The following is a 26,716-nucleotide window of genomic DNA, read 5'->3' as shown; positions in this document are numbered from 1 at the left end:
ACGTCCAGGACAGGCGCGCGCGTGCCGGTGTGCGCACCGTCGGGGGGTGCGGTCCCTGGCTCACCACCTGCGGCGGGCGGCGCTCGCCCTGCTGCCCCTCGTGCTGCTGACGCTCGCCTTCTTCGTCATGCGCCACGAGCTGTCCGAGCTGCACACGGGCCAGTTGCTCAAGGCCCTGAAGTCCATCCCGGCCAGCCGCATCGCCCTGTCGCTCGCCTGCGCGGTGTGCAACTACCTGGCGCTGACGCTGTATGACGTGCTGGCGCTGAGGCACCTGGGCCGCCGGCTGCCCTACCGACAGGTGGGCTTCGCGTCCTTCGTGGGCTACGCGTTCGGCCACAACATCGGCATGTCGTTCCTCACCGGCGGTGGGGTGCGCTACCGGCTGTACGCGGCGCGGGGCCTGACCGCGCTGGACGTGGCCCAGGTGGGCACGTTCAACGTGCTCACCTTCTGGGTGGGGCTGCTCGCGGTGTCGGGCGTCGCGCTCCTCGTGGATGGTGGCCAGGGCGCCATGTCGCTCCTGTCCCTGTCCCCGGGGATGGCGCGGGCGCTGGGCCTGGCGCTGCTCGGCGTGCTGGCGCTGTACTTCGGCCTGTGCCTCCGTGTGCGCCAGCCGCTGCGCGTGCGCCGCCTGGACCTGGAGGTGTCGCTGCCCACGCCGCGGCAGGCCTTCGAACAGCTCGTCGTGTCCTTCACGGACTGGACGCTGGCGGCCATGGTGCTGTGGGTGCTGCTGCCGCCCGACGGACGCGTGTCGCCCGCGACCATGGTGGCCTTGTTCGCGGTGGCGCAGTTGGCCGGGCTCGCCAGTCAGGTGCCGGGAGGACTGGGGGTGTTCGACTCCGTCATCCTCGCCGCGCTGACGCCCCGCTTGTCGACGGCGCTCGTGCTCGGCACCTTGCTGGTCTACCGGGTCATCTACTACCTGATTCCCTTCGCGGTGGCCGCGACGATGCTGGTCGTCCACGAGGTGCTCCAGCGCCGGAACCTGCTCGCGCGCCGGTGGCCGCGGGGAGGCCACCGGCGCCAGGAGGCCTGAGTCGCGCGAGCCCTCATCGCCCGCGGCCGACACATGTCCGTGCAAGTGTCTGTGATTGATGCCATGCGCCCGAAAACGGGGGCTTCCCGCATTGGGGGCAAGCCACGTCTCCGGGGGCTTGGCCCGCCTTGACTTCATGGGCTCGGGCGGCTCAACTGCTGACGTTTCCGCAATTGCGAATCAATCTCAACTTTGGCGGCCCCCGAGGAGGACATGGCGCTCTCGACCCTGCTGATGGTGCTGGGCATCGCCGTGCTGCTTCGCGGGGTGGCGCTTCCGTCCTGGGTGGGCTGGGGGCTCGTGGTGGGTGGGGTGGGGCTGGCGGTGAGGGCTCAGGGGCTCGCGGTGGGGCTGACGTGCGCGGCGGTGCTGGGGATGCTGGTGGCGCCGGGGCTCGCGTTGGCGTTGCCGCTGTGGCCGCGCGCGACGCGCTATGGGCTGCCGGTGGGCGCGGTGGGGTTGGCGTGGTTGTGGTGGGGAGGCGCCTGATGGCGCACCGGCATGGAGCGGGCCGCATCGCGGCCGCCGTCACGGGCGCGCCGGTCGCGGCGGTGCTGGCGAGCGTGGCGGTGCCGGCGGTGCTGCCCGTCGCGGAGGACGTGCGGTTGCTGGTGGCGATGCTCGTGGTGCTGCCCGCGGTCTGCACGGGCGTGTGTCTGGCCCTGCTGGCGCGCAGCGCCCCGCGAGCCTGGGTCGGTTCGGTGTTGGTGGCCGCCGTGTCCGTGGGTGTCCTGGTGTCGAAGTGAAGCTGTCGCCCCGCGCCTACGAGGTCCTCTGGGACGCGCATGCCTGGGCGGGTGTGCTCTCGTCGCTGGTCCTCTTCGTGACGTTCTACCTGGGCGCCTTCGCCCTGTTCGCGGAGGAGCTGGCGCCCTGGCAGGAGCCGCACTTCCGCGCGCCCGTCGCGGTGTCGGAGGCGCGGGCGGTGGCGCTCGCGCAGCACTTCGCGGAGGAGGAGGCGCCGTCGCGTCCGGTGTGGTTCGGCATCTCGCTGCCCACGGCGGAGGAGCCGTGGCTCCGGCTGTGGCGCATGGCCGACGGTGGCCTCCACATGACCTGGGTGGACCCGGTCTCCGGACGTCGGCTCGGCGAGCGCAGCGACCTGGGCGAGTTCCTCAACGCGATGCACTTCCTGGAGCCGCTCCCCGGTGGCCAGCACGTGTCCGGGGTCGCGTCGGCCGTGCTGGTGCTGCTCGTCGGCACGGGGCTCCTGCTCCAACTGGGGCGCATGGTGCGGGAGCTGGTGCGCTTCCGTCCCGCGTCGTCGCGGCGGGTGTTCTGGTCGGACACGCACAAGGTCATCGGCGTGGTGGCCGCGCCGTTCCTGCTCGTCTTCGGGCTCACCGGCGGCATCCTCTGGCTCGACGACTGGTTCGAGCCCGCGGTGGTGCGCACGTCGATGAAGGACGACCCCACCGCGAAGGCGCGCGCGGTGGACTGGCCGTCGCCGCCCGCCGCCTCCGGCAGGCCCGCGGGCGCACCCGACCTGGCCCGGGCGCTGGCGCTGGCGAAGCAGCGCTTCCCGGCGTCGGCCCATGACCACTTCTTCTTCGACCACCTGGGGGACGAGAACGGCTCCGTGCACCTGCCGGGCGAGCAGGAAGGCACGTTGCATGCCTTCACGCACGTGCGGGTGTCGCGCCAGGGGCAGCTCATCTGGGAGCGCGAGGCGGGCGGAGGGACGACCTACACGCGGGTGATGGACCCGCTCTTCGGCCTGCACTTCGCCACGTGGGCCGGCTTCCCCGCGAAGGTGCTCTACGCGCTGCTCGCGTTCCTCTGCGCCTTCGGCATCCTCGCGGGCAACCTGCTGTGGCTGGAGCGCCGCCGCGCGAAGTCGCCGAACCGCTTCGATGTCGTGCTCGCGCGGCTGACGTCGGGCGTGTGCGCCGGGCTCGCGTTGGCGGTGGCGTGCCTGTTCGTCGCCAACCAGGTGTTGCCCGGCGGGCTGGCGGAGCGGCCCCGGTGGGAGCACGGCGTCTTCCTGGCGTCGTGGGCGGCGGGGGTGCTCGGCGCCTTGCTGGGCGCGGACCCGGCGCTCCACGCGCGTCGGTTGCTGCTCGCCGCCAGCGGCCTGCTCTTCACCGTGCCGCTGCTCGACTCGGCGCTGACGCTCCGGCTCCCGTTCGGCTCGGGGTCCACGCACGTGCTCGCGACGGAGGTGGGGTTGGTGGCGCTGGCGCTCCTGCTCCTGGGGGCGTCCATCGCCATCCGTCGCCTCCAGCGCGCGCCTTCCTCCGCGGCACGGCCGGCGGTGTCCGAGACCCCCGAGCCGCTGCCCGGCTGAGTCCTTCGCTGTCCCCCCTCACCCCTCACTGGAGTGCATCACCGATGAGTCCCTTCCGCCGTTTCACCGTGGCCTCCACCGCCACCTCCCTCCTGCTCGCCGCCAGCCTCGTGGGCTGCGGGGACGACGACGAGAAGACCCCCACCCCGCCCCCGGAGACGAAGAAGCCGGTGTACAGCCTGGCCACGTCCGTCTTCTCCCAGGCGGGCAGCGCCACGTACGTGAGCGTGTTCGACTCGCTGGACGTCACCGGCCTGGACCTGGAGAAGGCCCGCGAGTACTCCGGCTTCGCGACGATTGGCGCGGTGGACGGGCTGCTCTTCGTCGGCTCGGGCGAGGCGCCGGAGCTGTCGCGCTTCCGCGTGGGCGACGACGGCTCGCTGGAGGCCGCGGGCCGCGTCAGCTTCGCCAACTACGGCCTGACCTCCGCGCCGCTGTACCTCAACCAGTTCGTCGGCTCCACGCGCGCGTACATGTCGCTGGAGGAGTCCAAGCGCATCGTGTGGAACCCCTCCACCATGGAGCTCTCCGGCACCGCCGAAGCGCCGGGGCTGGCCTCGCAGCGCGAGGGCCTGGTCGTGAAGACGAGCTTCGACCGCGGCCGCGTGACGCGCGGTGACTACGCGTTCCAGGCCTTCTACTGGACCGACGGCAACTTCTACGACTTCTCCCCCAGCTCGCAGATCGCCGTCTACTCCAACACCGACGGCAGCCTGGTGAAGCTCATCGACGCGCCGTGCCCCGGGCTCGACGTGGCGACGCAGGACGAGGCGGGCAACCTCTACTTCAGCAACTGGGTGTTCAGCGCCGCGGCCCCCGTCATCGAGCCCGACAGCGCCCCGCACACCTGCATGGTGCGCATCAAGGCGGGCGAGCTGGACATCGACGCGTCCTGGACGCGCTCGCTGTCCGACCTGGTGGGCGGCCGTGAGACGGCGGCGTTCCGCTACCTGGGCAACGGCGTGGGCGTGGTCGCCGCGTTCCACGACGAGGAGGTGGAGATCAACGCCGGCACGGCGCCCTCCGTCGTCACCAGCGAGAGCCACTGGAAGCTGTGGCGCGTGAACCTGGAGACCGGCACCGCCTCGCAGGTGGACGGCCTGGGCTTCATCGCGGGCGGCTACTACGCCTTCACGCTCGACGGCCGCACCTTCCTGCTGCTGCCGGAGACGGACTACTCCAAGACGGTGGTCTGGGAGCTGGGCACCAGCGGCGCGCCGACGAAGCGCTTCGAGACGCTGGGCTGGGCGTACCAGTTCGTGAAGGTGCGCTGAGCTTCCGTTGCTCCGCGGTGCGCCCGGCCCGTGTCGCTGGACCGGGCGCGCCGCGCGTCAGTATTCGAGCGTGCCCTTGAGCCAGCCCGCGCGGCCGGGGCGCTCGACCCCGAAGAAGTCGAAGACCTTGGCGTCGGTGAGGTTCTCCAGCTCCGCGGTGAGTCCCACGGTGAGGGCGCCCCTGCGGACCCGGTAGCCCACGCCCGCCGCCTGGACGAACTGGGCGTCGATGGTGTCCTTCGACTCCACCGTGCCCAGGCCCTCCCAGTTGCGGAAGAAGCCGTGCACGTAGCGGGTGCTCCAGAAGGGCGCCAGCTCGTCGTCCGCCAGGGCCAGGTTCTTCAGCGACACGCGCGCGGTGGCGTTGGCGAAGAGCCACGGGCGGTTGGGCAGGCGCCGGCCGTCGAAGGCGCCGAAGGTGCCCTGGTCGGAGGCGTTGCGCGGGTCCTGCACGGTGGCGTTGGCGTCCAGGCTCACCAGCCCCGTGGGCGACGTCCAGCCCACGGTGCCCTCCACGCCGAGGATGCGGGCCGCGTAGACGTTCTGGTAGCTCCAGTCGCGGTCGCGCCCCGCCAGCAGGATGAGGTCGTCCGCGAAGCGCGCGAAGCCGTTGACCTCGCCCCGGAAGCTGCCCAGGCGCGTGCGCAGCGGCGCGGAGGCGATGCCCAGGTTGACGTTGTGGCTGTGCTCCGGCGCCAGGTCGAGGTTCTCGAGGATGAGCACGCCGTTGCCGAAGACCTCGTCCGGACGGGGCATGCGCGTGGCCCGCTCGTAGCTGGCCTTGGCGTAGAACGTCCCGGTCAGCCGCAGCCGCAGCGCGGCGCCTCCGCCCAGCCGGTGCAGGTTCCGGTCCTTGGCGCGCCAGCCGCCGGACTCCATGGGCTGCTGCGCGCGGCCCCGGTAGACGTAGTCCTTGCCGAAGAGGATGACCTCCAGCGCGTCGTCGAACAGGTGGGTCTCGTACTCGAGCCCGGTGACGAAGGTGAAGAGCGAGCGCTCCGGCGCGAGGCGGTCCGGGTCGGTGGGGCTGACCTTGCGGCGCTGCTCGCCGGTGCGGAGCGTCAGCGTGGGCGCGGCGGACAGGCGCAGCGTCTGCGTGGGGCCGAGGTCCCAGCCGAGGTTGGCGCGTCCGTAGACGGACTGCTGCCAGATGGACTGGTCCGTGGCCGTCTCGCCAATCTCACCCGGGTTCTGGCGGGGGTTCACGCGATTGCCGAACCAGTCGTAGACCCACTCGGAGACGTCGACCAGCTCCGTGGCCTGCCACGCGTAGCCGGCGAGCACGTCCAGGCGTGTGTGCTCGGAGAGGGTCTTCGCATAGAGCACCTGCGCGCCCAGCGTGTCCGCGCCGTAGGTGGCCTCGCCGTAGGGCGTGCCGCGCATGACCAGGTTGTGCTGCAGCTCCTTGTCGTGGGTGGAGCCGAAGGCGCGCACGACGATGCGGTCGGCCCAGGAGAGGCCGGTGTAGCCGGCCTCGAGGCCGCCGCCGAGCGCGTCGTAGCCGTCGTGGAAGCGCTTGACGGTGACGGGGCGGAGGCTGCCCCGCTCGTCCGCGACCTCGGTGTCGACGGAGTAGTCGTTGTCCGTGGTGTCCGCGAAGAAGTGGGCGCGGGCGTAGAAGCCTTGCTCCGCGGGCTTGTAGCTGCCGCCGAGCGTGAGGCGGAAGGTGCCGAAGGCGCCGCCCTGGAGCGACGCCGCGCCGTGGGCGCCGGTCTCCAGCGGCGCCGACGTGAGGTTGACGGCGCCGCCCAGCGCGTCCGCGCCGTAGCGGATGGGCACCACGCCCCGGTAGAGCTGCACGGAGTCCACGAGGTTGACCGGGACGTTGGCGATGCCGAACGGATAGCCGGAGAGGTCGAGCGGGACGCCGTCGAGGAAGAAGCGGATCTGGTCGTCGGTGAGGCCGTTCAGCGCGAACATCGCGGAGCTGCCGAGCCCGCCGGAGCGACGCACCTCCACGCCCTCCTGTGACGCGAGCACCTGTCCCAGGTCGCCGGAGCGGGCCTGGGCGCGGCGGATGCTGATGATCTTCACGGCCTCGGCGGACTGGCGGTGACGCTCCGCCTCCGAGCGTCCCGACACCGTGGTCTCCAGGCGCTTGTCCTGGGGCTCGGTGGTGGAGGGCTCCGGCGTGGCGGGGGTCTCCGCGACGGCGGGGGCCTCGACGGGCACTGGCGCGGGGGTGTCGAGCTTGAACGTATGGAGCAGCTCGATCTGGCACGCGACGGCCTCGCCCTTCACGCGCGCGGGCTCGAAGCGGAAGGAGCGGCTGGCGGTGCGCAGGGCCTCGTCGAAGGCGGGGCCGGCGGAGCGGACGACCTCGGAGTCCGTCACCGTGCCGTGCTCGTCGAGTGTCAGGCGCAGCAGCACCTCGCCCTCCCGACCGGCGGAGTGCTCCGCCTCGGGGTAGGGCACCTCCACCGCGTCGATGCGCACGGGCAACTGCACGTCACCGTTGGCGGCGGGCGCGGAGGACGTGGCCGAGTCGCTCGTCGCGGCGGCGTGCGGCGCGTCGTCGTGGGCTGGCGCGGAGGAGGTGGCCGAGTCGCCCGTCGCAGCGGCGTGCGGCCCGTCGCCGTGGGCCGGCACGGAGGACGTGGCCGAGTCGCCCGTCGCAGCGGCGTGCGGCCCGTCGCCGTGGGCCGGCACGGAGGACGTGGCCGAGTCGCCCGTCGCAGCGGCGTGCGGCCCGTCGTCGTGGGCCGGCGCGTCGTCGCTGGCCGAGTCGCCCGTCGCGGTGGTGGCGGAGGACGGCGCGTGCGCGGGCTCCGCTCTTGGCGTCCCCGCCGTGGCCTGACCCGCCTCGTGCGCGGGGCCCACGGAGCCGTCGTGCGTGACCTGAGGGGCCGTGCCGGGAGAAGGGGGCGCGGCGGGAGGAGGCGCGGCGGCCACCGAGAGCAACAGAGCGAGGGAAGGGCCTGGGGAGAACATCCGCAATCTCGGACTTCTTGGTTTTGCGACGCAATATCAACGGCGCGCCAGAGGTATCGAGGATTGCGGAGGAAGGGTCAAGGTGTGGCGCCCGGCGCCGGGGCCAGGGCACGGTCATGGCCCTCGGGTGGCTGCTTGCTCATGACCGGCCGTTCAGCGCCGCTACCCCGAAGCTGGATGGCGGGGCGCGAACGTGACAGGGCGCTGCGTCAGGCCGCCTTGGGCGGCGCGCTCCACACCTGGGGTGCGTAGCCGAGCGGCTTGTCTCCCACCGCGACACCCGCGTTGAGGATCCATGCCTGATACGCGTCCGTGAACATGGTGTAGGGGAACGGCGGGGGCAGGGCGCTGACCTCGTCCAGCTTCTTCCGCAGCTCGGCGGGGAGCTGGAAGTCGAGCGCGGCGAGGTTGTCGTCGAGCTGCTCGGGGCGGCTGGCGCCGATGATGAGGGAGCCGATGCCGGGCTGGGTCGCGGCCCAGTTGAGCGCCACCTGCGCCATGCTCCGCCCCAGCTCCTTCGCCACCTGCTCCACCGCGGCGACGATGCGCCAGTTGTGCTCGGTGAACTTGCCCAGCTTCTCGCCCGCGGAGTCCGTCGTCAGCCGACCCGCGCCGGTGACGGCGCCCTCGCCCGGGCGGTACTTGCCCGACAGGAGCCCCGAGCCCAGCGGGCTCCACGCGGTGATGCCCATGCCCAGGTTCTGCGCCAGCGGCACGAACTCCGGTTCGATGCTCCGCTCGACGAGGGAGTACTGGAGCTGGAGGTTGATGAGCGGCGTCAGCGCGTGCGCCTCCGCCCAGGTCTGCGCGCGCGCCGCATACCAGCCCGGCACGTCCGACAGCCCCGCGTAGCGAATCTTCCCCGCGCGCACCAGGTCGTCGAACGTGCGCATCACCTCCTCGGCCGGGGTGATGCGGTCCCACGTGTGCAACAGGTACAGGTCGAGGTAGTCGGTGCGCAGCCGCCGCAGCGAGCCCTCCACGGCGCGCATCATGTTCTTGCGCCCGTTGCCCCCGGCGTTGGGGTTGCCGGCCTCCGCGTTGTTGCTGAACTTGGACGTCACGACGACGCGGTCGCGCACCCCCGCCTCCGCGATGAACTTCCCCAAGAGACTCTCGCTCGTGCCCTTCGTGTAGAAGTCCGCCGTGTCGAGGAAGTTGCCGCCCGCCGCGAGGTAGCGGTCGAACACGGCGCGGGAGGCCTCCTCCGTCGAACCCCAGGCGCCGAACATCCCGTCCTTGCCGAACGTCATCGTCCCCAGCGACAGCCGGCTGACCCGCAGGCCCGAACGTCCCAGGAGGTAGTAGTCGTGGAGTGCCATGGTGTGTGCTCTCTATCTGGACTGATTGGTCCATAATCGGGCGCGCCAGCAGGCGCGCCAGGTGAAGGAGGGGATGGCCTAGCGGGCGCGGAGGCTCGCGACGGTGAAGGTCGCGACCTCTCGCAGGGCCGCGGGTGGGGCGCCGGCCTTGGCGGTGACGCGCAGGCCCTGGAGGGCGTTGAGGAGGAAGCGGCCCGCCTGCCGCGCGTCGACGGAGGGCGGGACCTCGCCCCGGCGCTTGGCCTGCTGGACGACGCGCTCGAAGGCGGCCTCGCAGGTCATCGCGGCGGACTTGGACACCGAGGCGACCTCCGCGTCCTTCTGCGCCAGCTCGGCGATGGCGTTCACGCCCATGCAGCCCCGGGCGCGCTCGGCGGCGGACTCGCTGGCGATGGCCATCAGGACGCGTTCGACGGCGGCGAGCGGCGAGTCCTCCGCGCGCAGCCGCTCCATCAGCGACGCCGCGCTCTCCGCCTGGTAGCGCTGGAGCGCCTCCAGGTAGAGCCGGTGCTTGTCCCCGAACGTGTCGTACATGCTCTGCCGGCCGATACCCATGGCCCGCAGCAGGTCGTCCGTCGAGGTCGCCTCGTAGCCCTTCTCCCAGAACACGCCCATGGCGCGCCTGACGGCCTCGTCTCGGTCGAACTCCTTGGGTCGCGCCATGCCCTATTGCTAACGATGCTGGACTGTCCTGTCAAGAATGGCGGACCCGCGGCGCCGCTCACCCGAAGGCCTGGGTGAGCCGTGCAATCGCGGCGGGGAGGCCTCGCACGCGCAGCTTGCGCCCCGTCTCGTCGAACTCCTGCGAGAGCACGGTGGTGTGCTCGTACACCTCGCCGATGCGGCCCTGGCTCGCGTAGGGAATCACCAGGTCGGCTTCCACCATGGACTGCTCGAAGAAGCCGATGAGGTGCAGGCGGAGGCCCGTCACGTCCTCCGGCCGGTGGGCGGACAGCTGGAGGGCCTCCGGGTGCTCCGCGCGCAGCGCCGCTCGCGCCGCGTCGTCCAGGCGGTCCACCTTGTTGAACACGAGCCGCGACGGCACGGCGTCCGCGCCAATCTCGCGCAGCACGGAGCGGGTGACCTCCAACTGCGCGGCCCAGGTCGGGTCGGACACGTCCACCACGTAGAGGAGCAGCGAGGCCTCCAGCGCCTCGTCCAGCGTGGAGCGGAACGACGCCACCAGGTCGTGGGGGAGCTTCTGGATGAAGCCCACCGTGTCGGAGACGAGGATGCGGGGGCGCGTCTCCGGCTGGAGCGCCCGCACGGTGGTGTCCAGCGTCGCGAAGAGCTGGTCGGCGACCAGCACCTCGCTGCCGGTGAGGGCGCGCATCAACGAGGACTTGCCCGCGTTGGTGTAGCCCACGAGCGCCACCCGGAGCTGGTCCCTGCGGGCATGGCGGCGCTGGTCCTGCTCCTTCTCGAGCGCCACCAGCCCCGCCCGCAGCTCCGCCAGCCGGTCGCGAATCTTCCGCCGGTCCAGCTCCACCGCGGAGTCACCCGAGCCCCGACCCTGCTGTCGCTCCCGGCCTCCCGGGGACTCCCGCAGCCGCGGCGCCAGGTAGGTGAGGCGGGCGATCTCCACCTGCATGCGGGCCGCGTGGCTGCGCGCGTGGCGGTGGAAGATGTCCACGATGACGCCCGTGCGGTCCAGCACCAGCGCCCCCGTGGCCTTCTCCAGGTTGCGCAGCTGGCTCGGCGACAGCTCGTGGTCGACCACCACCACCGTGGGGGCGGGGCCCTCCGGGCGCGCCACCTCCTCGCCCGGCGCCTCCTCGTCCTCCATCACCTCGTCGTCGTCCTCGTCCTCTTCTTCGGGGCCGGGCCGTGCCGCTTCCTCCTCGAGCGCACCGGCCGCCGCCTCCTCGGCCGCCGCCTCCCACTTCTCCCGCGCCTTGGAGACGCGCGCGCGCGTGTTGGGCGCGATGACACCCGAGCCGCCGGTGAGGCTCGCCAGGTCCTCGAGCTTGCCCCGGCCGAGCACCGTCCCCGAGGCGAGCGCGGAGCGGCGCTGGGACACGGTGGCCACGGCGTCGTAGCCCAGCGTGTGCACCAGCCGGCGGAGCTCCTCGAGGTCCGCGGCGTGCTCGGTGTCCGTCACGTGGGGGAATTGGACGCCGACGAGGACGGCGCGAGGGCGGGCGACGGGTGCGGTCTTCGACATGGGAATGCTCGTAACACGGCGGGGCGCCGGTGAACTCCGGACCCGCGGATTCGTGGGAACACTTACACGGACTCGCGGGTCAAGGTTGGAGGTCCAAGCCTCGCTCCCCACCTTCCGGCGTCGTCGGCGCGCGAAGGGAGCGGACATGGGGATGCGGTGGGGGTGCTTGCTGGTCTGGTTGGGGATGGTGGCGTGTGGTGAAGCGTCGAGCGTGTCCGCGCAGGCCTGTCCCGCGGGCGTCGCGACGCGGGTGAAGCGTGTCCATCCTCCGGGCTCGGACACGTATGGGCGGGTGGAGCACCTCACCGACGTGCAGGGCACGCTGTTCTTCTCCACGGACTCCGTCAGCAGCGCCCCGGTGTTGTGGCGCAGCGACGGCACGGAGGCCGGCACCACGCAGGTGAGGGTGTTCCCCTCGGGAGACGACTCCTTCCTCGGCGGCTTCGCGGCGGTCGGCCCCACCCTCTACTTCTTCCACCACGCTCCGGAGGCGGGGCTCGAGCTGTGGGCCAGCGACGGGACGGGGAGGGGGACGCGCCGGGTGAAGCCGCTCACGCTCGCCGAGGGCGTCGACGTGGGGATGGCCACCGAGGTCGACGGCCGGCTCCTCTTCGTCCTGGACGTGATGATGCGCCCGCCGCAGCTCTGGAGCTCGGACGGGACGGCCGCGGGGACGGTGAAGCTGCTGGACCTGGAGGGCGCGCTCGGCCTGGCCTATGCGCGCACGCTGAAGGTGGCGAAGGGGTGGCTCTTCTTCCGCCTGGAGGCCGGGGGCACCACGCTGTGGCGCTCGGATGGCACCGCCGTGGGGACCCGGCTCGTCGCGCGGCTGGACCAGGGGGAGACCTGGGTGGAGCAGGTGGCGGGGGCCGGCGACCTGGGCCTCTTCGTGCTGCGGGATGGGCCCAACGCGGAGGTCTGGAAGACGGATGGGACGACGGAGGGGACCGTGCGCCTGGACACCTTCGGCACCCAGGCGCGCGTGCTCGGCGTGCTGGGCGGCCAGGTCTCCCTGGGGGTCTCCACCGAGGAGGGCACGGTGCGCCTCGTCCGGCTGTCGCTCGCGGGTGGTGGACGGACCTACGTGGCGACCCTGCCCAACCCCGGGCTCGACCTCGTCGCCGACGTCCAGCGCTCCACCGTGTCCGGCGGGCAGCTCTACTTCTCCGTGGCCTACGGCGGGCCGAGCCCCGTTCCCCTCGACGCGAAGCTGTGGGTGACGGACGGGACGGCCGCCGGGACGCGGGCGCTCTTCGGTCCGCTCCTGCGCGACGAGGAGCGGGGCTCTCCGGTGTTCGCGACCGGCGGCGGCCCCGTCCTGTTCGTGGCGGGGAACGACACCCGCCTCTGGTCCACGCAGGGCGCTCCGTCGACGACGGGGCGGGTGGTGTCCCTCTCCCCGGAGGCGCCGGTGTTCCCCGCGGAGGCGTTCACCCGCGCGGGGAGCCGCGTCTACTTCAGCGCCGTGGACGAGACGGGCCTGCGCCAGCTCTGGTCCGTGCCCGCATCGTTCTCCTGCCCGCCGGGCGCGCGCGGCGCACGCTGAGGCCTCGCGAGCGTCACCTCACCCGCGAGTCATACGGGGTTTCCACCCGCGTGACTCGCCGGGACACTTACACCACCTCTCGGCGCAAGTTGGAGGGACGGGTGCCGCGCAGCACCTTGCGGCCGCATTTCACGGCAAGGAGCAATGAATGCGCATGAAGAATGGTGGCGCCCTGTTGTGGCTGGGATTGGCGGCTTGCGGCGGGCTTCCGCAAGAAGAAGGCCTTCCGCCTGGCCAGGAGATGGAGCAGCCCGCGCAAGAGGTGAGCGCGCAGGCGTGCCCCGTCGGCGTCGCGGCGCGGGTGAAGATCGTCCAGTCGTCCGGCTCGAGCCTCGCCGGGCTGGGGCCGCTGTCCGAGCTGACCGACGTGCAGGGGACGCTCTACTTCACCTCCCAGTCCTCCGTGGGGGTCACCCTGTGGCGCAGCAACGGCACCGACGTGGGCACCGTGCCGGTGAAGACGTTCCAGGGGCTGTCGGGCGTGGTGTCCGGCCTCACGGCGGTGGGCAACAAGCTGTTCTTCAGGGGCTATGACGCGGTCTCCGGCCTGGAGCTGTGGGTCAGCGACGGGACGGCCTCGGGGACCAAGCTGGTCAAGGACCTCACCACCGGCATGGATGGCTCCACGCTGCTCAACGCGGCCGAGGTCAACGGCCAGCTGCTCTTCTACCGCCTGACGTCGGCGCTCAAGACGGAGCTGTGGCGCTCGGACGGCACGCCCACGGGCACCGTGAAGCTGGGCGACTTCGACGGCCTGACGGGCCTGCTGAACAGCCTCACCATGAAGGTGGGCAACGGGCTGCTCTTCGTCCAGTCCCTCGCGTCCGGCACGAACCTGCTGCGCTCGGACGGCACGCCGGGCGGCACCGTGCCCGTGCTCAAGCTGGACTCGGGCCTGGCGCAGCTCAAGCAGGTGCTGCAGCCCACCGGCACCGGTACGGGCACCAACGCCCAGAGCGTGTTCACCCTGGTGGACGGGCTCCTCAACGAGGTCTGGAAGACGGATGGGACGCCGGCGGGCACCGTCCGCCTGGACTCGTTCGGCGCGCCCGTGCAGCTGCTCGGCACGCTCGGCTCCAACGTCCTCCTGTCCTCGGTGGACCCGCTCACCCAGCAGTTGCGGTTGCAGAAGCTGTCCCTGACGGACGGCACCCGGCAGCTCGTCGGCGTGCTCCCCAACCCCAGCTCCACCGTGGTCCCGGTGGTCCAGAAGGCCGTCACGGAGGGCAGCCAGGTCCTCTTCTCCGTGGCCTACAACGGGCTGAGCACCGTGCCCGACAACGTCATCCTGTGGGCGACGGACGGCACCGCGGCGGGCACCAAGCAGATCTTCCAGCCGCTCGTGAAGAGCAGCGACCCGCTCTCCTCGCCCCTGCTCGGCACGGGGACGGGCAAGGTGCTCTTCGTCGACGGCTCGTCGCTCGACCCCATGTTCACGCAGGGGACCGCGGCGTTGACGGGCAAGCTGGCGAGCCTGCCGGCGAGCACGGTGTCCAAGGTGGGCAACTTCGTGCGCTCCGGCAGCCGCGTCTTCTTCAGCGCGCTGGATGACACCGGGAGCCCGCAGCTCTGGTCGGTCTCCGCGTCGTTCTCCTGCCCGGCTGGACTGACCGAGCAGGCGCGGTAACGGCGCGCACCTGACGTCCGCGCGCGGGAGGGGTGGACTCGCGGGGCCGGCCGGATAGGCTCCCCGGGTCTCCTCTCCCCGTCGGGTGTCCGATGCGCTTCGTTCCGCCCTCGAAGTGGCTGTCCCTCTGCGCGTTGGTTGCGTGCTGCGGCCCCGCGCACCAACGCGCGCCGGAGAGCGCCCCGGACGTCGCGCCCCGCCACAAGGTGGCGCGCATCGTCCGGGAGTATCCGCACTCCACGCAGGCCTTCACGCAGGGCCTCGTCTTCCACCAGGGGCGGCTGTTCGAGAGCACGGGGCGCGAGGGCACGCTGCGCGAACTCTCGTTCGACACGGCGGACCCGCTCTGGGTCCGCCCGCTGGGGCAGGTCTTCACGGAAGGGCTCGCCAGCGATGGCGAGCGCCTCTACCAGCTCACCTGGACGGAGGGCACCCTCTACACGTGGAGCGGCCTGCCGCCCGAGCAGGTGGCCACCACCCGCTACACCGGCGAGGGCTGGGGCCTGTGCTACGGGCAGGGCCGCCTGGTGCGCAGCGACGGCAGCGCCACGCTCACCTTCCACGAGCCCGTCGGCTTCAAGCCCGTGGGGTCGGTGCCGGTGACGCTGCAGGGGCAGCCGGTGGACCAGCTCAACGAGCTGGAGTGCGCCAACGGCGTCGTCTACGCCAACGTGTGGTTCACCACGGACGTGTTGGAGATCGACCCGGCGACGGGGAAGGTCGTCGCCGTCATCGACGCCTCGGCCTTGAGGCGCGCGGTGGCCGGGCAGTTGAAGGACCACGAGGCGGTGCTCAACGGCATCGCGGTGGAGCCCGGCACCGGGCGCATGTTCATGACCGGCAAGCTGTGGCCCAAGCTGTTCGAGGTGCGCCTGGAACAGGTGGACTGAGCGCTCAGGCCTTCTTCGCCTCGTCGTCGCGCTCCAGCTTGCGGTAGAGCGTCTTGCGGTCCACGCCGAGGATGCGCGCGGCGAGCGTGCGGCTGCCTCCCACCGTGTCCAGCACGCGGTGGATGTAGCGCCGCTCCAGCTCCTCCAGCGTCACCAGCTCCGACGGGTCCGTGTTCTCCGGCACCACCTTGGGCTGGCTGTAGTTGCGGATGCGCTCGGGCAGGTCGTCCACCGTGAGCTGCTCGAAGGACGTCAGCGCCACCGCGCGCTCGATGCAGTTCTGCAGCTCGCGCACGTTGCCCGGCCACCCGTAGGCGAGCAGCCGCTGCGCCGCCGCGGGGGACAGGCCCACCACGCGCTTGTTGTTGCGCGCGGCGAACTGCTCGATGAAGCGCTGGGACAGGAGCAGCACGTCGTTGCCGCGCGCGCGCAGGGGCGGCAGCTCCACGCCGATGACGTTGAGCCGGTAGTACAGGTCCTCGCGGAACCGGTCCTCCTCCACGGCCAGCTCCAGGTCGCGGTTGGTCGCCGCGACGATGCGCGCGTCGAACGGCACCTCCGTGTCCCCGCCCACCGGCCGCACCGTGCGCTCCTGGAGCGCGCGCAGGAGCTTGGGCTGGAGCGTGAGGGGCAGCTCGCCCACCTCGTCCAGGAAGAGGGTACCCCCGTGCGCCTGGACGAACAGGCCGGTGCGCGCGGCCTTGGCGTCGGTGAAGGCGCCCTTGGCGTGGCCGAACAGCTCGCTCTCCAGCAGCGCCTCCGGCATGGCCGCGCAGTTGATGGCCACGAAGGGCCCCGCCGCGCGCCGCCCCCGGACGTGCACCGCGCGGGCGGCCACCTCCTTGCCGGTGCCGCTCTCGCCGGTGATGAGCACCGTGGAGTCCAGGTCCGCCACCCGGTCGATGAGGGCGTAGGCCTGCTGCATGGCGGAGCTCTCTCCGACGATGGAGCCATTGTCCTGCTGGCGCCCCAGCTGCTGGCGCAGCCGGCGCACCTCCTCGCGCAGGGCGCGGTGCTGCACCGCGCGCTCCAGCACCAGCGACAGCGCGTCCACGTCGATGGGCTTGGTGACGAAGTCGTACGCGCCCGCGCGGATGGCGGCCACCGCCGTCTCCAGGCTGCCGAAGGCCGTCACCACCACCACCGGGATGTCCGGGCGGTTGAGGACGATGCGCTCGCACAGGGCCAGGCCGTCCATGCCCGGCATGCGCAGGTCCGTCAGCACCACGTCGAAGTCCTCTTCCGCCAGCCGGGCCAGCGCGTCGCTCGCGGATGCGAGCGCCACCGGCGTGTAGCCCCGGCGCGTCAGCCCCTTCTCCAGCATGGCGCGCATCTCGCGCTCGTCCTCGACCATCAGGACGCGGCCTGGCATGTCGTTCCTCCGCTCGGCAGGTAGATGGAGAAGCAGCTACCGCGTCCGGGCTCCGAGCGCACGGCAATCCAGCCGCCATGGTCCCTCACCAGACCATAGGACACGGACAGCCCCAGCCCGGTGCCCTCGCCCACGTCCTTGGTGGTGAAGAAGGGCTCGAAGACGTGGGCCAGCACGTTCGCGGGAATCCCGGAGCCCTCGTCCTCCACGTCCACCCGGACGTAGTCGCCCACGGGGCCGCCCACGTCCCCGGGGGGCGCGACGCGCTCGGGGGTCGCCCGCACGCGCACCGTGCCCGGCTTCTCCATGGCCTGCAGCGCGTTCATCACCAGGTTGGTCAGCACCTGCTGCACCTGGCCGCCGTCCACTTCCAGCATGACTCCCGGGGGCACCGTGTCCTCCAGGGTGATGCTCTTCTTGGAGGCCATGGGGCGCAAGAGGCTCAGCGAGCGCGTCACCAGCTCGTGGACGTCCTCGGGGGCCCGGTGGGGCGCGCGCCGCCGCGCGAAGTCGAGCAGCTGGCGGATGATGCGCGTCATGTGCTGGGCCTGCTGGCCGATGATGTTGGCGCACTCGACCACCTCCTCGCCCTCGGCCTCGCCGGACGAAATCATCTTCGAGCGGCCCATGACGACGTTGAGCGGCGTGCCCAGCTCGTGCGCCACGCCGGAGGCCAGCTTGCCCACGGTGGTGAGCCGGTCCGCGTGCCGCAGGTGCTCCACGGCGGACAGGCGCGCGGCGGTCTCCGTCGCCAGCCGCGCGCGGGTCTCCTCCAGGTGCTCACCCATGCGGTTCATCGCGTCCGCCAGCATGGTCAGCTCGTCGCCCCGGCGCTGCCGGGGAAGCTGCACGCGCGCGGACAGGTCCCCCTGGCCGATGCGCGCCGCGAGCTGGACGAGCTGGTCCACCGGCTCGCCGACGAGCCGGCGGCCCATGGCCATGGCGGTGACGAGGAAGGCGAGGGTGATGGCCCCCGTCGCGACGATGGTGCCCACCACCGTGACGAAGACGTGCTGGCGCTCCTCGCCCAGCGACTCGGTGATTTCGATGGCGCCGAACCGGGGGCCGATGAAGACCGGCGTGTACGAGTGCAGGAAGCCCGGGTCTGGCGTCGGGTCCACCATGGAGCCGTCCTGGCCCTGGCGGAGCGTGGCGAGCAGTCGCGGCGGGAATCCCACCAGCGACGGCGTGCCCGGCCCTCCGTCCAGCCAGACCCAGCGCAGGTGGACCTGCTCCTGGTAGCGGTTGGACTGGTTGAGCAGGGTGAGGGCCTCTCGCTCACCCGCCAGCTGCCAGGCCTGGGCGATGGCGCCGGCGAGCGTGTGGCCGAGCAGCCGGTGGTCGTGCTGCATGTCCAGCGCGGAGCGTTCCAGCTCTCGGCGGACCTGGATGACCTGCAGCCCGGCGATGACCGCCACGGCGAGCAGGACGAGGGCGAGGGTGAACTTGCGTGCGAGTCTCACGGTCGGTCGAGGCTGTTCCGGTCCAGGCGTGGGAGGGGTCGGGGCGCCTGGACCGGAAGGAGTTACTCACAACGTACCGCGAGTGCTGCTCGAAACGGATCAGTGCGTGGCGGAGTCCTTGGCGGGCGTCTGGGCGCCCTTCGCGTGGGCCGCATGCTCCTTGGTGTTCTTGGCCTTGCCCGCGGGCTTGGCCGGCGCCTCGGCGGCGGGCTTCTGCGTCGCCGTCGCCGTCGGGGTCTTGTTCGTCGCGGCAAACGCGCTCATCGAGAGCAGGGAGAGGCTGGCGGCCAGGGTCAGGGTACGCTTCATGGGTCTACTTCTCCGTTCCGTGCCCGGGAGGAGTCGTCTCCGGTCACGCATCCGGGCATGAGCATCCGCCGTGCCAGGGGCTCCAGGCGGAGCGCTCCACTCTGGAGCCCCCCGCCGCGAGGGGCGCGATGCCCCGGGCGCGCTGGGGCACAATGCCCCGTCGAGGCAATGTGCCCCCGGAAGGGCGGTGGACCTCGCGGGTTCCCCTGGTAGGTTGGGTGCGCCCATGCCCGACCTGCGCTCCTTCCTGCCACTGGTCCTCGCGCTGACGCTGTCCTCGGGCTGTCAGCGCTCCCCGTCCGCCCCGGAGCCGGGCGCCCGCCGCATCGTCGCGCTGTCGCCGGGCATCTCCGAGACGCTCTATGCCCTGGGCGCGGGGGACCAGGTGGTGGGCGTGACGGACTACGCGGACTGGCCACCGGCGGTGGCCACGGTGCCGCGGGTGGGCTCCACGCTGACCCCGCAGTACGAGGCCATCGCGCGGCTCAAGCCCACGCTCATCCTGGACGAGAAGGTGAAGCAGGCCCCGGCGGAGTCGCTGACGGCGCTGGCCCCGCTGAAGGTGCTGCCGTGGCTGACGGTGGCGGACGTGGCCGGCAGCATCCGGGAGCTGGGGCGGGTGACGGGGCGCGAGGCGGAGGCGGGGACGCTGGCGTCGCGCGTGGAGTCGACGCTCGGCCGGGCCGCGCCGGCAGACGGGCCGCGCGTGCTGCTGGCGCTGGGGGACCCGGAGGGCTCGCTGTCGAGCATCTGGTACATCCGCAAGGGCTCGTTGCACGGCGCGGCGCTCGAGGCGGCCGGCGCGCGCAACGCCGTCGCGGAGGACGTGCCGGGCCCGCCCAACCTGCCCGTGGAGCGGCTGATGACGCTGGACCCGGACGTCATCCTCGTCCTGGTGGCGGGCAAGGCCCTGTCTCCCGAGGAGGAGGCGCGCCACCTGGAGGCCTGGAAGAAGCTCGCGGTGCTGCGCGCGGTGAAGGAGGACCGGGTGCGCGTGCTCTCCGGAGCGGACGTGCAGTCCACCGGGCCGCGCATCCTCGACGTGGTGGACAAGCTGCGCGCGGCGCTGCGCTCCACCGCGAAGCACCCATGAGCGCGCTGCTCGAGGTGTCCGGCGCGACGGTGCGCAAGGGCGGGCGCGTCCTCCTGGACGACGTTTCGCTGCGCGTGGCGCCGGGGGACTTCGTGGCCGTGGTGGGGCCCAACGGCGCGGGCAAGACGACGCTGATGCGCGTGGCGCTCGGGCTGCAGCGGCCCGACGCGGGGCGCGCGACGGTGCGGGGACGCGACGTGTCCGCGCTGTCGCCCCGGGAGCGCGCGGCGTTCGTCGCGTGGCTGCCGCAGCGGGTGCAGGTGTCGGAGCCCATCACCGCGCTGGAGCACGTGGCGGCGGCGCGCTACCGCTTCCAGGAGCCGCGGCGGCGCTCGGAGGAGGCGGCGCGCGAGGCGCTCTCGCGCGTGCAGGCGGAGGCGCTCGCGGCGCGGCCCGTCACGGAGCTGTCGGGCGGCGAGCAGCAGCGCGTCGCGGTGGCGGCGCTGCTGGCGCAGGAGGCGCCGTGGGTGCTCCTGGATGAACCGGCCAACTTCCTGGACCCGGCGCAGCAACTGGAGCTGTACGCGCTGGTGGGGCGGCTGTGGCGCGCGGGGAAGGGTGTGTTGTGCATCACCCATGACATCAACGTGCTGGCCCACGCGCTGGAGCCGGGCGCGGCGGGGCGCCTCCGCGTCGTGGGGTTGGCGGGCGGGCGGGTGGCGTTCGAGTCGCACTACGACGCGCCGGAGCTGGGCGCGGAGCTGGGGCGGGTGTTCGGCGTGCGCATGGGCGATGTGCGGGTGGAGGGGCGGCGCGTCTTCGTGGGCCTGCCGGTGGAGCGGAGCGGGGCATGAGGACGCGGCTCGTGGCGACGATGGTGCTGTGCGCGGCGGTGCTGGTCGTGGCGCCGTTCGTCGGCCCGGCCATGCCGGACGACGCGCGCGACTTCATCCTCTGGCAGTTGCGCGTGCCGAGGACGTTGATGGCGCTGCTGGTGGGCGGCACGTTGTCGCTGGTGGGAGCGGTGTACCAGTCCCTCTTCGCCAACCCGCTGGCGGCGCCGAGCACGGTGGGGACGACGGCGGGGGCCACGCTCGGGGCGCTGGTGGCCATCGTGCTGGGCGCGCGCGCGGCGGTGTGGGGGCTGCCCCTGGTCGCCGCGGCCGCGTTCGCGGGGGCGCTCGGGGTGAGCCTCGCGGTGGCGGCCATCGCGGCCGGGCGCGCGGTGCGCATGAACGACCTGGTGCTCGCGGGCATCGCCTTCTCCATGGGCGCGGGCGCCATCTCCACGGGGGTGCAGTACTCCGCGGACGCGGCGGAGCTGCTCGCGGCCACGCGCTGGACGATGGGGCACCTGCCCCAGGTGGGCTACCAGGGCGTGGTGCTGCTGTTGCCCGTCGTCGTCGTGACGGTGGTGGGGTTGCTCGCGCTCACCCGGGCGCTGGAGGTGTTCATCGCCGGCGAGGAGCACGCCGAATCGCAGGGCGTGGACGTGCGCCGGGTGCGGATGGTGGCCATCGGCCTGGGCGCGCTGGGCGTGGCGGGCTGTGTCGCGTGGTGTGGCCCCATCGCCTTCGTGGAGCTCATCGTCCCGCACATCGTCCGGCGCGTGCTGGGCGTGAGCCGGCGCGTGCTGCTGCCGTGCTCCGTGGTGGTGGGCGCGGCCTTCCTGGTGCTCTGCGACGCGGGGACGCGCGTCGTGTTCCCGGGGCGCGAGCCGCCCGTGGGCCTGGTGACGGCGGCGCTGGGCGCGCCGCTGCTCGTGTACCTCGTGGCGCGCAGGTCCACCTGAGGGGGACGCCGCGCGCGCCGGCGTCAGGGCTGGAGGTTCATCAGCTTCACCACGGGCGAGTCGCCGTAGTAGTCGATGACGTTCACCGCCGCGTGCACCTGGTCGAGCCGGAAGAGGTTCGCGTCCGCCATGCCCAGCGCCTCCGCGAGCAGCGTCCGGTTGACGCCGCCGTGGGACACGAGCGCGAAGCACTGGCCCGGGTGTCTGGCTCGCAGGGCCCGGCCTCCCGCGCGCACGCGCTCGCGCATCTCGGAGAACGTCTCGCCCTGGGGGAAGCGGACCTGCTCGGGGTGCGCCATCCACTCCGCGTACAGCGCGGGGAAGCGCCGCTCCGCCTCCTCGTAGGTGAGGCCCTCGAAGAGGCCGAAGTCGATTTCGCGGAACGCCTCGTCGACCGTCACGTCCACGCCTCGGCCCTCGGCGATGGGGCGCGCGGTGTCGAGCGCGCGCAGCCGGGGGCTCGCGTAGAGCGCGGTGAACGCCACGTCCGCGAGCAGCTTCGCGGCGCGGGTGGCCTGGACATGGCCCTCCGGCGCGAGGCCCACGTCGAGCCGGCCGTAGCAGCGGCCCTTCATCTCCTCGGAGGGCTTGCCGTGCCGCACCAGCACCACGCGCGTCACGCCGCCCGGAAGTCTCCAGTCCATGTCGGCCCCTTCAGCCCAACGCCAGCACCAGCACGAACACCAGCGCCTCGCAGACCTCGGTGTTGGCGCCCAGGGTGTCGCCGGTGATGCCGTCGATCTTCCGCATGCACCACAGCCCCTGGAGCGCGGAGGCGCACGCCACCGCCCCCAGCGCGACGCCACCCCTCCAGCCCAGGAGCCCCACCGCGACGCCCGCCGCCACCAGCGTGGCGCCGAACACCTCGACGCGCCCGACGTGGTCGGTGATGGCCATGCCCAGCCCTCCGGCGGAGCGGCGCGCATACGGCAGGAGCCACCCCATGGGCACGGAGGCCCACCGTCCCAGCACCAGCGCCACCAGCAGGGCCGTGTCCGCCTGTCCCCGCTCCAGGAGCGCCGCGAGCGCGCTGACCTTCAGGCCCACGACGAAGAGCAGGGCCACGCCGCCATACGCGCCGATGACGTGGTCGCGCATGATGCGCAGCACGTCCTCCTTCGTGCGCCCGCCGCCGAAGCCGTCCGCCATGTCCGCCAGCCCGTCCAGGTGCAGCGCGCCCGTGAGCAGGGCCAACACGCCGAGCAGCAGGAACGCCGCGACGGTGGAGGGCAGCAGCGGGTAGACGGCGTGGCGCACGCCCACGAGCACCAGGGCCAGCAGCGCGCCCACCACGGGGAAGCACAGCGTGGAGCGGCCCACGTCGGCCGCGTCGAAGCTCGCGGCGCCGGGCACGGGGATGCGGCTGAGGAAGGCGATGCCGGCGAAGAGGCGCTGCATGTCGTTGGAAGCACCTCCTGCCACGTTTCCGTCAAGGGCGCGAGCGTCAGCGCCGCCGCGTCTTCTCCGTGACGCCCGCGGACGAGAACGTCGCCATCTCGTGGAGGATGCGCAGGCTGCTGTCCATCAGCCCCATGGCGAGCACCGCGCCGGTGCCCTCGCCCAGCCGCAGGTTGAGGTCGAGCAGCGGGCGCTGCTTGAGCGCCTCCAGCACCCGCCGGTGGCCAATCTCCCGCGAGATGTGGCTGGAGAGGAGGAAGGGCGTCACCCGGGGACACAGCCGCGCGGCCACCAGCCCCGCCACGGAGGAGATGAACCCATCCAGCACCACCGGCACCCGCCGCGCCGCGGCCCCCAGCGCCACGCCCGCGAGCCCCGCGATCTCGAAGCCGCCCACCTTGGCGAGCGCGTCCAGCGGGTCCGCCGCGTCCGGCTGGTTCACCTCCAGCGCCCGGCGCACGGCGTCCACCTTGCGCACCATGCCCGCGTCGTCCACGCCCGTGCCACGTCCGGTGGCCACGTCCGGCGCCACGCCGGCGAGCACACACGTCAGCGCGGCCGACGCCGTGGTGTTGCCGATGCCCATCTCCCCCAACCCCAACAGGGTGATGCCGTCGTCCGCCAGCTCCTGCGCGAGCAGCGCGCCCACGCTCAGCGCCTCCTCCGCCGCGCGCCGAGACATGGCCGGCCCGCGCGTGAAGTTCGACGTGCCGGGGCCCTGGCGGTGGACGCGCACGCCCTCCAGCCCCTCCACCGGGTTGCGCACGCCCATGTCGACGACCTGCACGCGCACGTCGTGCTGGCGTGCCAGCACGTTGATGGCGGCGCCACCCCGGGCGAAGTTGGCCACCATCTGCCCGGTGACCTCCGACGGATAGGCGCTCACGCCCTCCTCGGTGACGCCGTGGTCGGCCGCCATCACCACCAGGCCCTTGCGGGGCAGGTCGGGCGCAGGCTCTCCGCGCAGCGCGGCCCACTGACACGCCAGCTCCTCCAGGCGGCCCAGGCTGCCCTGGGGCTTCGTCTTCAAGTCCAGCAGCGCCTGACACTTCCGCCCGGCGTCGATGTCTGGCTCGGGAATCCTGACGAGCACGTCACGGTATGCAGGCATGAACCGCCCCCAGCGCGGGAAACCGCGCCAAGCTAGGCGCGCGGTGTGTCATGAATCAACGGCTTCGCGACACGGGTCGCGGGGTGCTTGCTGGTGGACAGCCGGCGCGGCGTCTCCCCGACGCGGACTCCACCCTCCCGTGCCGGCACGGGAGAAATCCCTTGGCAGCCGCCGCGCGCCTCCCGGAGAAGACCTGAGACATCGTCACATCCGGACGGATGTATCAACGGGACGAGGACGGGGGTCCGGTGCTCAGCGTCCGGTGGAGGCGTCGCCCGGCGCGCTCGTCTCTCCGAGGAACCTGCGCCGCAACACGCGGGTGACCTCCACGTCCCAGCGCGAGGAGAACAGCTCCACGACGGTGCGCCGCCAGACGAGCGCGCACGCCAGGCACGCCAGCGTGGCGACGAGGCCGATGACGGCGTTCTGCCAGGACGACAGGTTCCATTGTCCGTCCCAGAACCAGTCCCGCATGCTCGTGGGCCACCAGTAGTGGATGGGCCACCCGGGGCCGCTCCCCGCCAGGTCACAGAGCAGGTGCAGGTGGAACGTCCCCAGCGCGAGCACCGCCACGCGCAGCCGCTGCCGGGCCAGCGCCGCGCAGGCGGCGACCGTGACGAGCGCGCCCACGTAGCCGTGGAAGAGGACGTGGTGATAGCGCGCGTACCACTCCTCGCCCCCCAGCAGCGTCAGCCCGTCCAGGTCCGGCGCCAGCCCCGCGCAGGTGACGAGGACGCGGTCCCGGCGCTCGCGCAACCCCTGGCTGACCAGCCACGACAGCTCCGCATGGACGATGGGGCTCATGGAGCCACGAGCCTACGCCGCCCCTCCAGGGCCCGCTAATCCTCCACGGGGGCGCGGCGGGGCGTTCCCAGGAGCTCCAACGTTCGCACCGCCACGTCGGCCAGCGTCGCCGCGCACGGCATGCAGCCACCCCCACAGCACGGGGGCCACTCGCCCTCCGGGTCCCTGAGCAGCGGGTAGACGCAGCCTCGAAGCGAGTCCGGCAGCCCGGCCTCCTCGCACGCCTGGCGGAGCGCCGCCTGCACCGTGGCGTCCTTCACGTCCAGCATGCCCCTGTTCTAACGCGAGGCACGGGCCGGAAGCGGAGGTCTCAGAGAGACTCGGAAGCGAGGGCGCCCCGGAGCGCCCGCCCGCTCGATGAAGGCTGGAGTTTTCCGCGTCGCTCCCGCACATTTCGGTTGCGCGCGGTGATTAGGGGCCTTACGAGTTGAAGGCGTCATCATTTCGCCTGTGCATCCATCATGAGTGTGAGTGCCCCTCCCATCACCCGCTACGAGCGGCTGCAGCGCCTGGCCCGTCGCTTCCCCCAGTTGGACGCGACCGCCATCGAGTCGTGCGTCGCGCTCCTGCGGCTGTCGAACGAGCTGGCGGGAGCCTACGAGGCGCGGATGTCGCGCCACGGGCTGTCCTCCGGGCGCTTCACCGTCCTCATCCGCCTGTTCTCCTCGCTGGAGAGCGAGGGGGACCAGGGCCTGACGCCCGCGGAGCTGGCGGAGAACTCGTGCGTGAGCCGGGCCACCATGACGGGCCTGCTGGACACGCTGGAGAAGGACGGCCTCATCTCGCGTCAGGACCACCCCGAGGACCGGCGCATGTACACGGTGCACCTGACGCCCAAGGCCCAGCGCCTGCTCGAGGACCTCCTCCCCGAGCACTTCAGCCGCGTCGCCACGCTCATGTCGGACCTCGACGAGACCGAGCGCACCACCTTGCGTGAGCTGCTGACCAAGGTCAGCGGCCGCCTGCCCTCCTTCCTGGAGCCGTAGTCCCTCCCCTCTTCCTGAACGAACCCTGGCTGCCGGCCCTGGCGGATGAACCCGTCACGGCCCGGTGGTTAGCCCCCAAATCATTCACTGTCTGAACCATCCGAGTCGAAGCCCATGAGCACTGCCGCCCCCTCCCTGGATGTTCCGGAAGCCGAGTCCTCGAAGAACGCACCCTCCGCGGTGAAGACACCGGCCGCGCCCCGCTCCTCGCGGGCCAAGAAGGTGTTCCCCGCGCTGCTGGCCGTGGCGGCGGTGGGGGCGGGTGCCCGCTGGCTGGTGACGCACGGCCACGAGTCGACGGACGACGCCCAGGTGGAGGGGCGCATCGCCAACGTGTCGCCGCGCGTCTCCGGCCAGGTGGCCAAGGTGCTGGTGAGCGACAACCAGCAGGTGAAGGCCGGCGACGTGCTGGTGGCGCTGGACGCGACCGACCTGGAGGCGAAGCTGGACGTCGCGCGCGCGGACGTGCTGAGCGCGGAGGCCCAGGCGGCGAACGCGCGCTCCCAACTGGCGCTCACGGAGGTCAACGCGGGGGCCAACCTGCGCCAGGCGCGCGGCGGCGTGACGCAGGCGAGCAGCGGCATCAGCTCCTCGAAGGCGGCGCTGGACCAGGCGCGCGCGGACGTGGTGGCCGCCGAGGCGCGCTTCAAGCTGGCGGACACGGACCTGACGCGCGTGAAGACGCTCAAGGCGGAGGGCGCGGTGACGCAGGCGGACCTGGACGCGCGGCAGTCCGCGTATGACCAGTCCAAGGCGGCGCTGGACGTGGCGCGCGCGCGGCTGTCCTCCACCGAGGCGGGCGTGCAGGGCTCCTCCGGTGGCCTGGAGGCCGCGCAGGGCAAGCTGGCCGCGGCCGAGTCCGGTCCGGTGCAGGTGCAGGCCGCGGAGGCCGCGGTGAAGCTGTCGGACGCGAAGCTGAAGCAGGCCCAGGCGGCGCTGAAGCTGGCGGAGCTGGCCGTCTCCTATACGCAGGTGCGCGCGCCGGTCTCCGGCGTGGTGAGCCGCCGCACGGTGGAGGTGGGGCAGGTGGTGGGGCCGGAGCGTCCGCTGATGGCGCTGGTGCCGCAGGACGACGTCTGGATCGTCGCCAACTTCAAGGAGGACCAGGTCGGCGAGATGAAGGCGGGCCAGCCGGTGGACGTGGAGGTGGACGCCTACGGCAGCCATCACTTCAAGGGCCACGTGGACAGCCTGGCGGGCGCCAGCGGCGCGCGCTTCGCGCTGCTGCCCCCGGACAACGCCTCCGGCAACTTCGTCAAGGTGGTGCAGCGCATCCCCGTGCTCATCCGCTTCGACGACGTGAAGGACGTGCCGCTCAAGCCGGGCATGAGCGCCGTCGTCACCGTGGACACGAGGAGCCGCTGA

Annotated in this window: 25 protein-coding genes; 13 read left to right on the top strand and 12 right to left on the bottom strand. The window is 72.4% G+C overall.

Annotation, left to right across the window (positions count from 1 at the left end; all coding sequences use genetic code 11):
* Positions 1–46 precede the first annotated feature (46 nt).
* From LZ198_RS37060 to LZ198_RS37040, 5 genes are all read left to right on the top strand, one after another.
* Entirely contained in the window at positions 47–1,042 is a 996-nt protein-coding gene (locus LZ198_RS37060) for a lysylphosphatidylglycerol synthase domain-containing protein (RefSeq protein ID WP_253976867.1), read from the top strand.
* Between the two features lie 213 nt (positions 1,043–1,255).
* Positions 1,256–1,531: a hypothetical protein gene (locus LZ198_RS37055; protein ID WP_253976866.1), complete on the top strand. Its 276-nt coding sequence runs from the start codon at positions 1,256–1,258 to the stop codon at positions 1,529–1,531.
* Positions 1,531–1,788 carry a hypothetical protein gene (locus LZ198_RS37050; protein WP_253976865.1) on the top strand — a complete coding sequence of 86 codons (258 nt, stop codon included), beginning with the start codon at positions 1,531–1,533 and terminating at the stop codon, positions 1,786–1,788. Before LZ198_RS37055 ends, LZ198_RS37050 begins: the two co-directional genes overlap by 1 nt.
* Positions 1,785–3,329 carry a PepSY-associated TM helix domain-containing protein gene (locus LZ198_RS37045; RefSeq protein WP_253976864.1) on the top strand — a complete coding sequence of 515 codons (1,545 nt, stop codon included), beginning with the start codon at positions 1,785–1,787 and terminating at the stop codon, positions 3,327–3,329. The genes LZ198_RS37050 and LZ198_RS37045 overlap by 4 nt, the downstream gene beginning before the upstream one ends.
* 44 nt (positions 3,330–3,373) lie before the next feature.
* Positions 3,374–4,603 (top strand): MxcI, encoded by a 1,230-nt coding sequence (locus LZ198_RS37040; RefSeq protein ID WP_253976863.1) that lies wholly within the window; start codon positions 3,374–3,376, stop codon positions 4,601–4,603.
* A gap of 57 nt (positions 4,604–4,660) precedes the next feature.
* On the opposite strand, the gene mxcH is transcribed toward LZ198_RS37040, so the two are convergent.
* The 4 genes from mxcH to hflX form a co-directional block, all read right to left on the bottom strand.
* Positions 4,661–7,423: a TonB-dependent siderophore myxochelin receptor MxcH gene (mxcH, locus tag LZ198_RS37035; RefSeq protein WP_253976862.1), complete on the bottom strand. Its 2,763-nt coding sequence runs from the start codon at positions 7,421–7,423 to the stop codon at positions 4,661–4,663.
* A gap of 320 nt (positions 7,424–7,743) precedes the next feature.
* Positions 7,744–8,856, bottom strand: coding sequence for an aldo/keto reductase (locus LZ198_RS37030; protein WP_253976861.1), 1,113 nt, complete (start codon positions 8,854–8,856; stop codon positions 7,744–7,746).
* A gap of 78 nt (positions 8,857–8,934) precedes the next feature.
* Positions 8,935–9,519, bottom strand: coding sequence for a TetR/AcrR family transcriptional regulator (locus LZ198_RS37025; RefSeq protein WP_253976860.1), 585 nt, complete (start codon positions 9,517–9,519; stop codon positions 8,935–8,937).
* Between the two features lie 58 nt (positions 9,520–9,577).
* Positions 9,578–11,020 (bottom strand): GTPase HflX, encoded by a 1,443-nt coding sequence (gene hflX / locus LZ198_RS37020; RefSeq protein ID WP_253976859.1) that lies wholly within the window; start codon positions 11,018–11,020, stop codon positions 9,578–9,580.
* Between the two features lie 166 nt (positions 11,021–11,186).
* On the opposite strand from hflX, the gene LZ198_RS37015 reads away from it, so the two are divergent.
* The 3 genes from LZ198_RS37015 (at position 11,187) to LZ198_RS37005 (ending at position 15,083) form a co-directional block, all read left to right on the top strand.
* A complete protein-coding gene (locus LZ198_RS37015; RefSeq protein ID WP_253976858.1) occupies positions 11,187–12,566 on the top strand; it encodes a hypothetical protein in 1,380 nt (459 codons plus the stop codon).
* 148 nt (positions 12,567–12,714) lie between these two features.
* The gene (locus tag LZ198_RS37010) at positions 12,715–14,193 is read left to right on the top strand and encodes a hypothetical protein (RefSeq protein WP_253976857.1); all 1,479 of its coding nucleotides are present in this window, start codon (positions 12,715–12,717) and stop codon (positions 14,191–14,193) included.
* Positions 14,194–14,285: 92 nt separating this feature from the next.
* The gene (locus LZ198_RS37005) at positions 14,286–15,083 is read left to right on the top strand and encodes a glutaminyl-peptide cyclotransferase (RefSeq protein WP_253976856.1); all 798 of its coding nucleotides are present in this window, start codon (positions 14,286–14,288) and stop codon (positions 15,081–15,083) included.
* A gap of 4 nt (positions 15,084–15,087) precedes the next feature.
* Here LZ198_RS37005 and LZ198_RS37000 read toward each other — a convergent pair whose 3' ends face one another.
* From LZ198_RS37000 to LZ198_RS36990, 3 genes are all read right to left on the bottom strand, one after another.
* Positions 15,088–16,455: a sigma-54-dependent transcriptional regulator gene (locus LZ198_RS37000; protein WP_253976855.1), complete on the bottom strand. Its 1,368-nt coding sequence runs from the start codon at positions 16,453–16,455 to the stop codon at positions 15,088–15,090.
* Positions 16,437–17,918 (bottom strand): sensor histidine kinase, encoded by a 1,482-nt coding sequence (locus LZ198_RS36995; RefSeq protein ID WP_253976854.1) that lies wholly within the window; start codon positions 17,916–17,918, stop codon positions 16,437–16,439. Before LZ198_RS36995 ends, LZ198_RS37000 begins: the two co-directional genes overlap by 19 nt.
* 99 nt (positions 17,919–18,017) lie before the next feature.
* Positions 18,018–18,227 carry a hypothetical protein gene (locus tag LZ198_RS36990; protein ID WP_253976853.1) on the bottom strand — a complete coding sequence of 70 codons (210 nt, stop codon included), beginning with the start codon at positions 18,225–18,227 and terminating at the stop codon, positions 18,018–18,020.
* Between the two features lie 226 nt (positions 18,228–18,453).
* On the opposite strand from LZ198_RS36990, the gene LZ198_RS36985 reads away from it, so the two are divergent.
* From LZ198_RS36985 to LZ198_RS36975, 3 genes are read left to right on the top strand one after another with little or no spacing between them, the layout of a single operon-like run.
* Complete coding sequence (locus tag LZ198_RS36985; RefSeq protein ID WP_253976852.1) at positions 18,454–19,320, top strand: ABC transporter substrate-binding protein; 867 nt, start codon at positions 18,454–18,456, stop codon at positions 19,318–19,320.
* Positions 19,317–20,114, top strand: coding sequence for an ABC transporter ATP-binding protein (locus LZ198_RS36980; protein ID WP_253976851.1), 798 nt, complete (start codon positions 19,317–19,319; stop codon positions 20,112–20,114). Before LZ198_RS36985 ends, LZ198_RS36980 begins: the two co-directional genes overlap by 4 nt.
* Positions 20,111–21,052 carry a FecCD family ABC transporter permease gene (locus LZ198_RS36975; protein ID WP_253976850.1) on the top strand — a complete coding sequence of 314 codons (942 nt, stop codon included), beginning with the start codon at positions 20,111–20,113 and terminating at the stop codon, positions 21,050–21,052. The genes LZ198_RS36980 and LZ198_RS36975 overlap by 4 nt, the downstream gene beginning before the upstream one ends.
* Before the next feature lie 23 nt (positions 21,053–21,075).
* Here the strand turns inward: LZ198_RS36975 and LZ198_RS36970 are convergent, their stop codons facing one another.
* The 5 genes from LZ198_RS36970 to LZ198_RS36950 form a co-directional block, all read right to left on the bottom strand.
* Positions 21,076–21,696 (bottom strand): histidine phosphatase family protein, encoded by a 621-nt coding sequence (locus LZ198_RS36970; protein ID WP_253976849.1) that lies wholly within the window; start codon positions 21,694–21,696, stop codon positions 21,076–21,078.
* Positions 21,697–21,706: 10 nt separating this feature from the next.
* Positions 21,707–22,450, bottom strand: coding sequence for an adenosylcobinamide-GDP ribazoletransferase (cobS, locus tag LZ198_RS36965; RefSeq protein WP_253976848.1), 744 nt, complete (start codon positions 22,448–22,450; stop codon positions 21,707–21,709).
* A gap of 46 nt (positions 22,451–22,496) precedes the next feature.
* Positions 22,497–23,561: a nicotinate-nucleotide--dimethylbenzimidazole phosphoribosyltransferase gene (gene cobT, locus LZ198_RS36960; RefSeq protein WP_253976847.1), complete on the bottom strand. Its 1,065-nt coding sequence runs from the start codon at positions 23,559–23,561 to the stop codon at positions 22,497–22,499.
* A 252-nt stretch (positions 23,562–23,813) separates the two neighbouring features.
* Positions 23,814–24,365, bottom strand: coding sequence for a metal-dependent hydrolase (locus LZ198_RS36955; RefSeq protein ID WP_253976846.1), 552 nt, complete (start codon positions 24,363–24,365; stop codon positions 23,814–23,816).
* Between the two features lie 35 nt (positions 24,366–24,400).
* Positions 24,401–24,634 carry a hypothetical protein gene (locus tag LZ198_RS36950; protein ID WP_253976845.1) on the bottom strand — a complete coding sequence of 78 codons (234 nt, stop codon included), beginning with the start codon at positions 24,632–24,634 and terminating at the stop codon, positions 24,401–24,403.
* 192 nt (positions 24,635–24,826) lie between these two features.
* Here LZ198_RS36950 and LZ198_RS36945 point away from each other — a divergent pair, with 192 nt between their 5' ends.
* A complete protein-coding gene (locus LZ198_RS36945) occupies positions 24,827–25,351 on the top strand; it encodes a MarR family winged helix-turn-helix transcriptional regulator (protein ID WP_253976844.1) in 525 nt (174 codons plus the stop codon).
* Between the two features lie 114 nt (positions 25,352–25,465).
* Entirely contained in the window at positions 25,466–26,716 is a 1,251-nt protein-coding gene (locus tag LZ198_RS36940) for an HlyD family secretion protein (RefSeq protein WP_253976843.1), read from the top strand.

Source organism: Myxococcus dinghuensis (assembly GCF_024198235.1).
Classification (GTDB): Bacteria; Myxococcota; Myxococcia; order Myxococcales; family Myxococcaceae; genus Myxococcus; species Myxococcus dinghuensis.
Note: the sequence above shows the minus strand (reverse complement) of the source record. Positions and strands in the feature narration are given on the sequence as shown.

Coding starts and splice junctions, on each gene's coding strand:
- LZ198_RS36945 (WP_253976844.1), top strand. CDS start 24,827: ATGAGTGTGAGTGCCCCTCCCATCACCCGCTACGAGCGGCTGCAGCGC.
- LZ198_RS37000 (WP_253976855.1), bottom strand. CDS start 16,455: ATGCCAGGCCGCGTCCTGATGGTCGAGGACGAGCGCGAGATGCGCGCC.
- cobT (WP_253976847.1), bottom strand. CDS start 23,561: ATGCCTGCATACCGTGACGTGCTCGTCAGGATTCCCGAGCCAGACATC.
- LZ198_RS36940 (WP_253976843.1), top strand. CDS start 25,466: ATGAGCACTGCCGCCCCCTCCCTGGATGTTCCGGAAGCCGAGTCCTCG.
- LZ198_RS36955 (WP_253976846.1), bottom strand. CDS start 24,365: ATGAGCCCCATCGTCCATGCGGAGCTGTCGTGGCTGGTCAGCCAGGGG.
- LZ198_RS36950 (WP_253976845.1), bottom strand. CDS start 24,634: ATGCTGGACGTGAAGGACGCCACGGTGCAGGCGGCGCTCCGCCAGGCG.
- LZ198_RS37050 (WP_253976865.1), top strand. CDS start 1,531: ATGGCGCACCGGCATGGAGCGGGCCGCATCGCGGCCGCCGTCACGGGC.
- cobS (WP_253976848.1), bottom strand. CDS start 22,450: ATGCAGCGCCTCTTCGCCGGCATCGCCTTCCTCAGCCGCATCCCCGTG.
- LZ198_RS37025 (WP_253976860.1), bottom strand. CDS start 9,519: ATGGCGCGACCCAAGGAGTTCGACCGAGACGAGGCCGTCAGGCGCGCC.
- LZ198_RS36970 (WP_253976849.1), bottom strand. CDS start 21,696: ATGGACTGGAGACTTCCGGGCGGCGTGACGCGCGTGGTGCTGGTGCGG.
- LZ198_RS36975 (WP_253976850.1), top strand. CDS start 20,111: ATGAGGACGCGGCTCGTGGCGACGATGGTGCTGTGCGCGGCGGTGCTG.
- LZ198_RS37010 (WP_253976857.1), top strand. CDS start 12,715: ATGCGCATGAAGAATGGTGGCGCCCTGTTGTGGCTGGGATTGGCGGCT.
- LZ198_RS36980 (WP_253976851.1), top strand. CDS start 19,317: ATGAGCGCGCTGCTCGAGGTGTCCGGCGCGACGGTGCGCAAGGGCGGG.
- LZ198_RS37005 (WP_253976856.1), top strand. CDS start 14,286: ATGCGCTTCGTTCCGCCCTCGAAGTGGCTGTCCCTCTGCGCGTTGGTT.
- LZ198_RS37040 (WP_253976863.1), top strand. CDS start 3,374: ATGAGTCCCTTCCGCCGTTTCACCGTGGCCTCCACCGCCACCTCCCTC.
- LZ198_RS37055 (WP_253976866.1), top strand. CDS start 1,256: ATGGCGCTCTCGACCCTGCTGATGGTGCTGGGCATCGCCGTGCTGCTT.
- LZ198_RS37030 (WP_253976861.1), bottom strand. CDS start 8,856: ATGGCACTCCACGACTACTACCTCCTGGGACGTTCGGGCCTGCGGGTC.
- hflX (WP_253976859.1), bottom strand. CDS start 11,020: ATGTCGAAGACCGCACCCGTCGCCCGCCCTCGCGCCGTCCTCGTCGGC.
- LZ198_RS36990 (WP_253976853.1), bottom strand. CDS start 18,227: ATGAAGCGTACCCTGACCCTGGCCGCCAGCCTCTCCCTGCTCTCGATG.
- LZ198_RS36985 (WP_253976852.1), top strand. CDS start 18,454: ATGCCCGACCTGCGCTCCTTCCTGCCACTGGTCCTCGCGCTGACGCTG.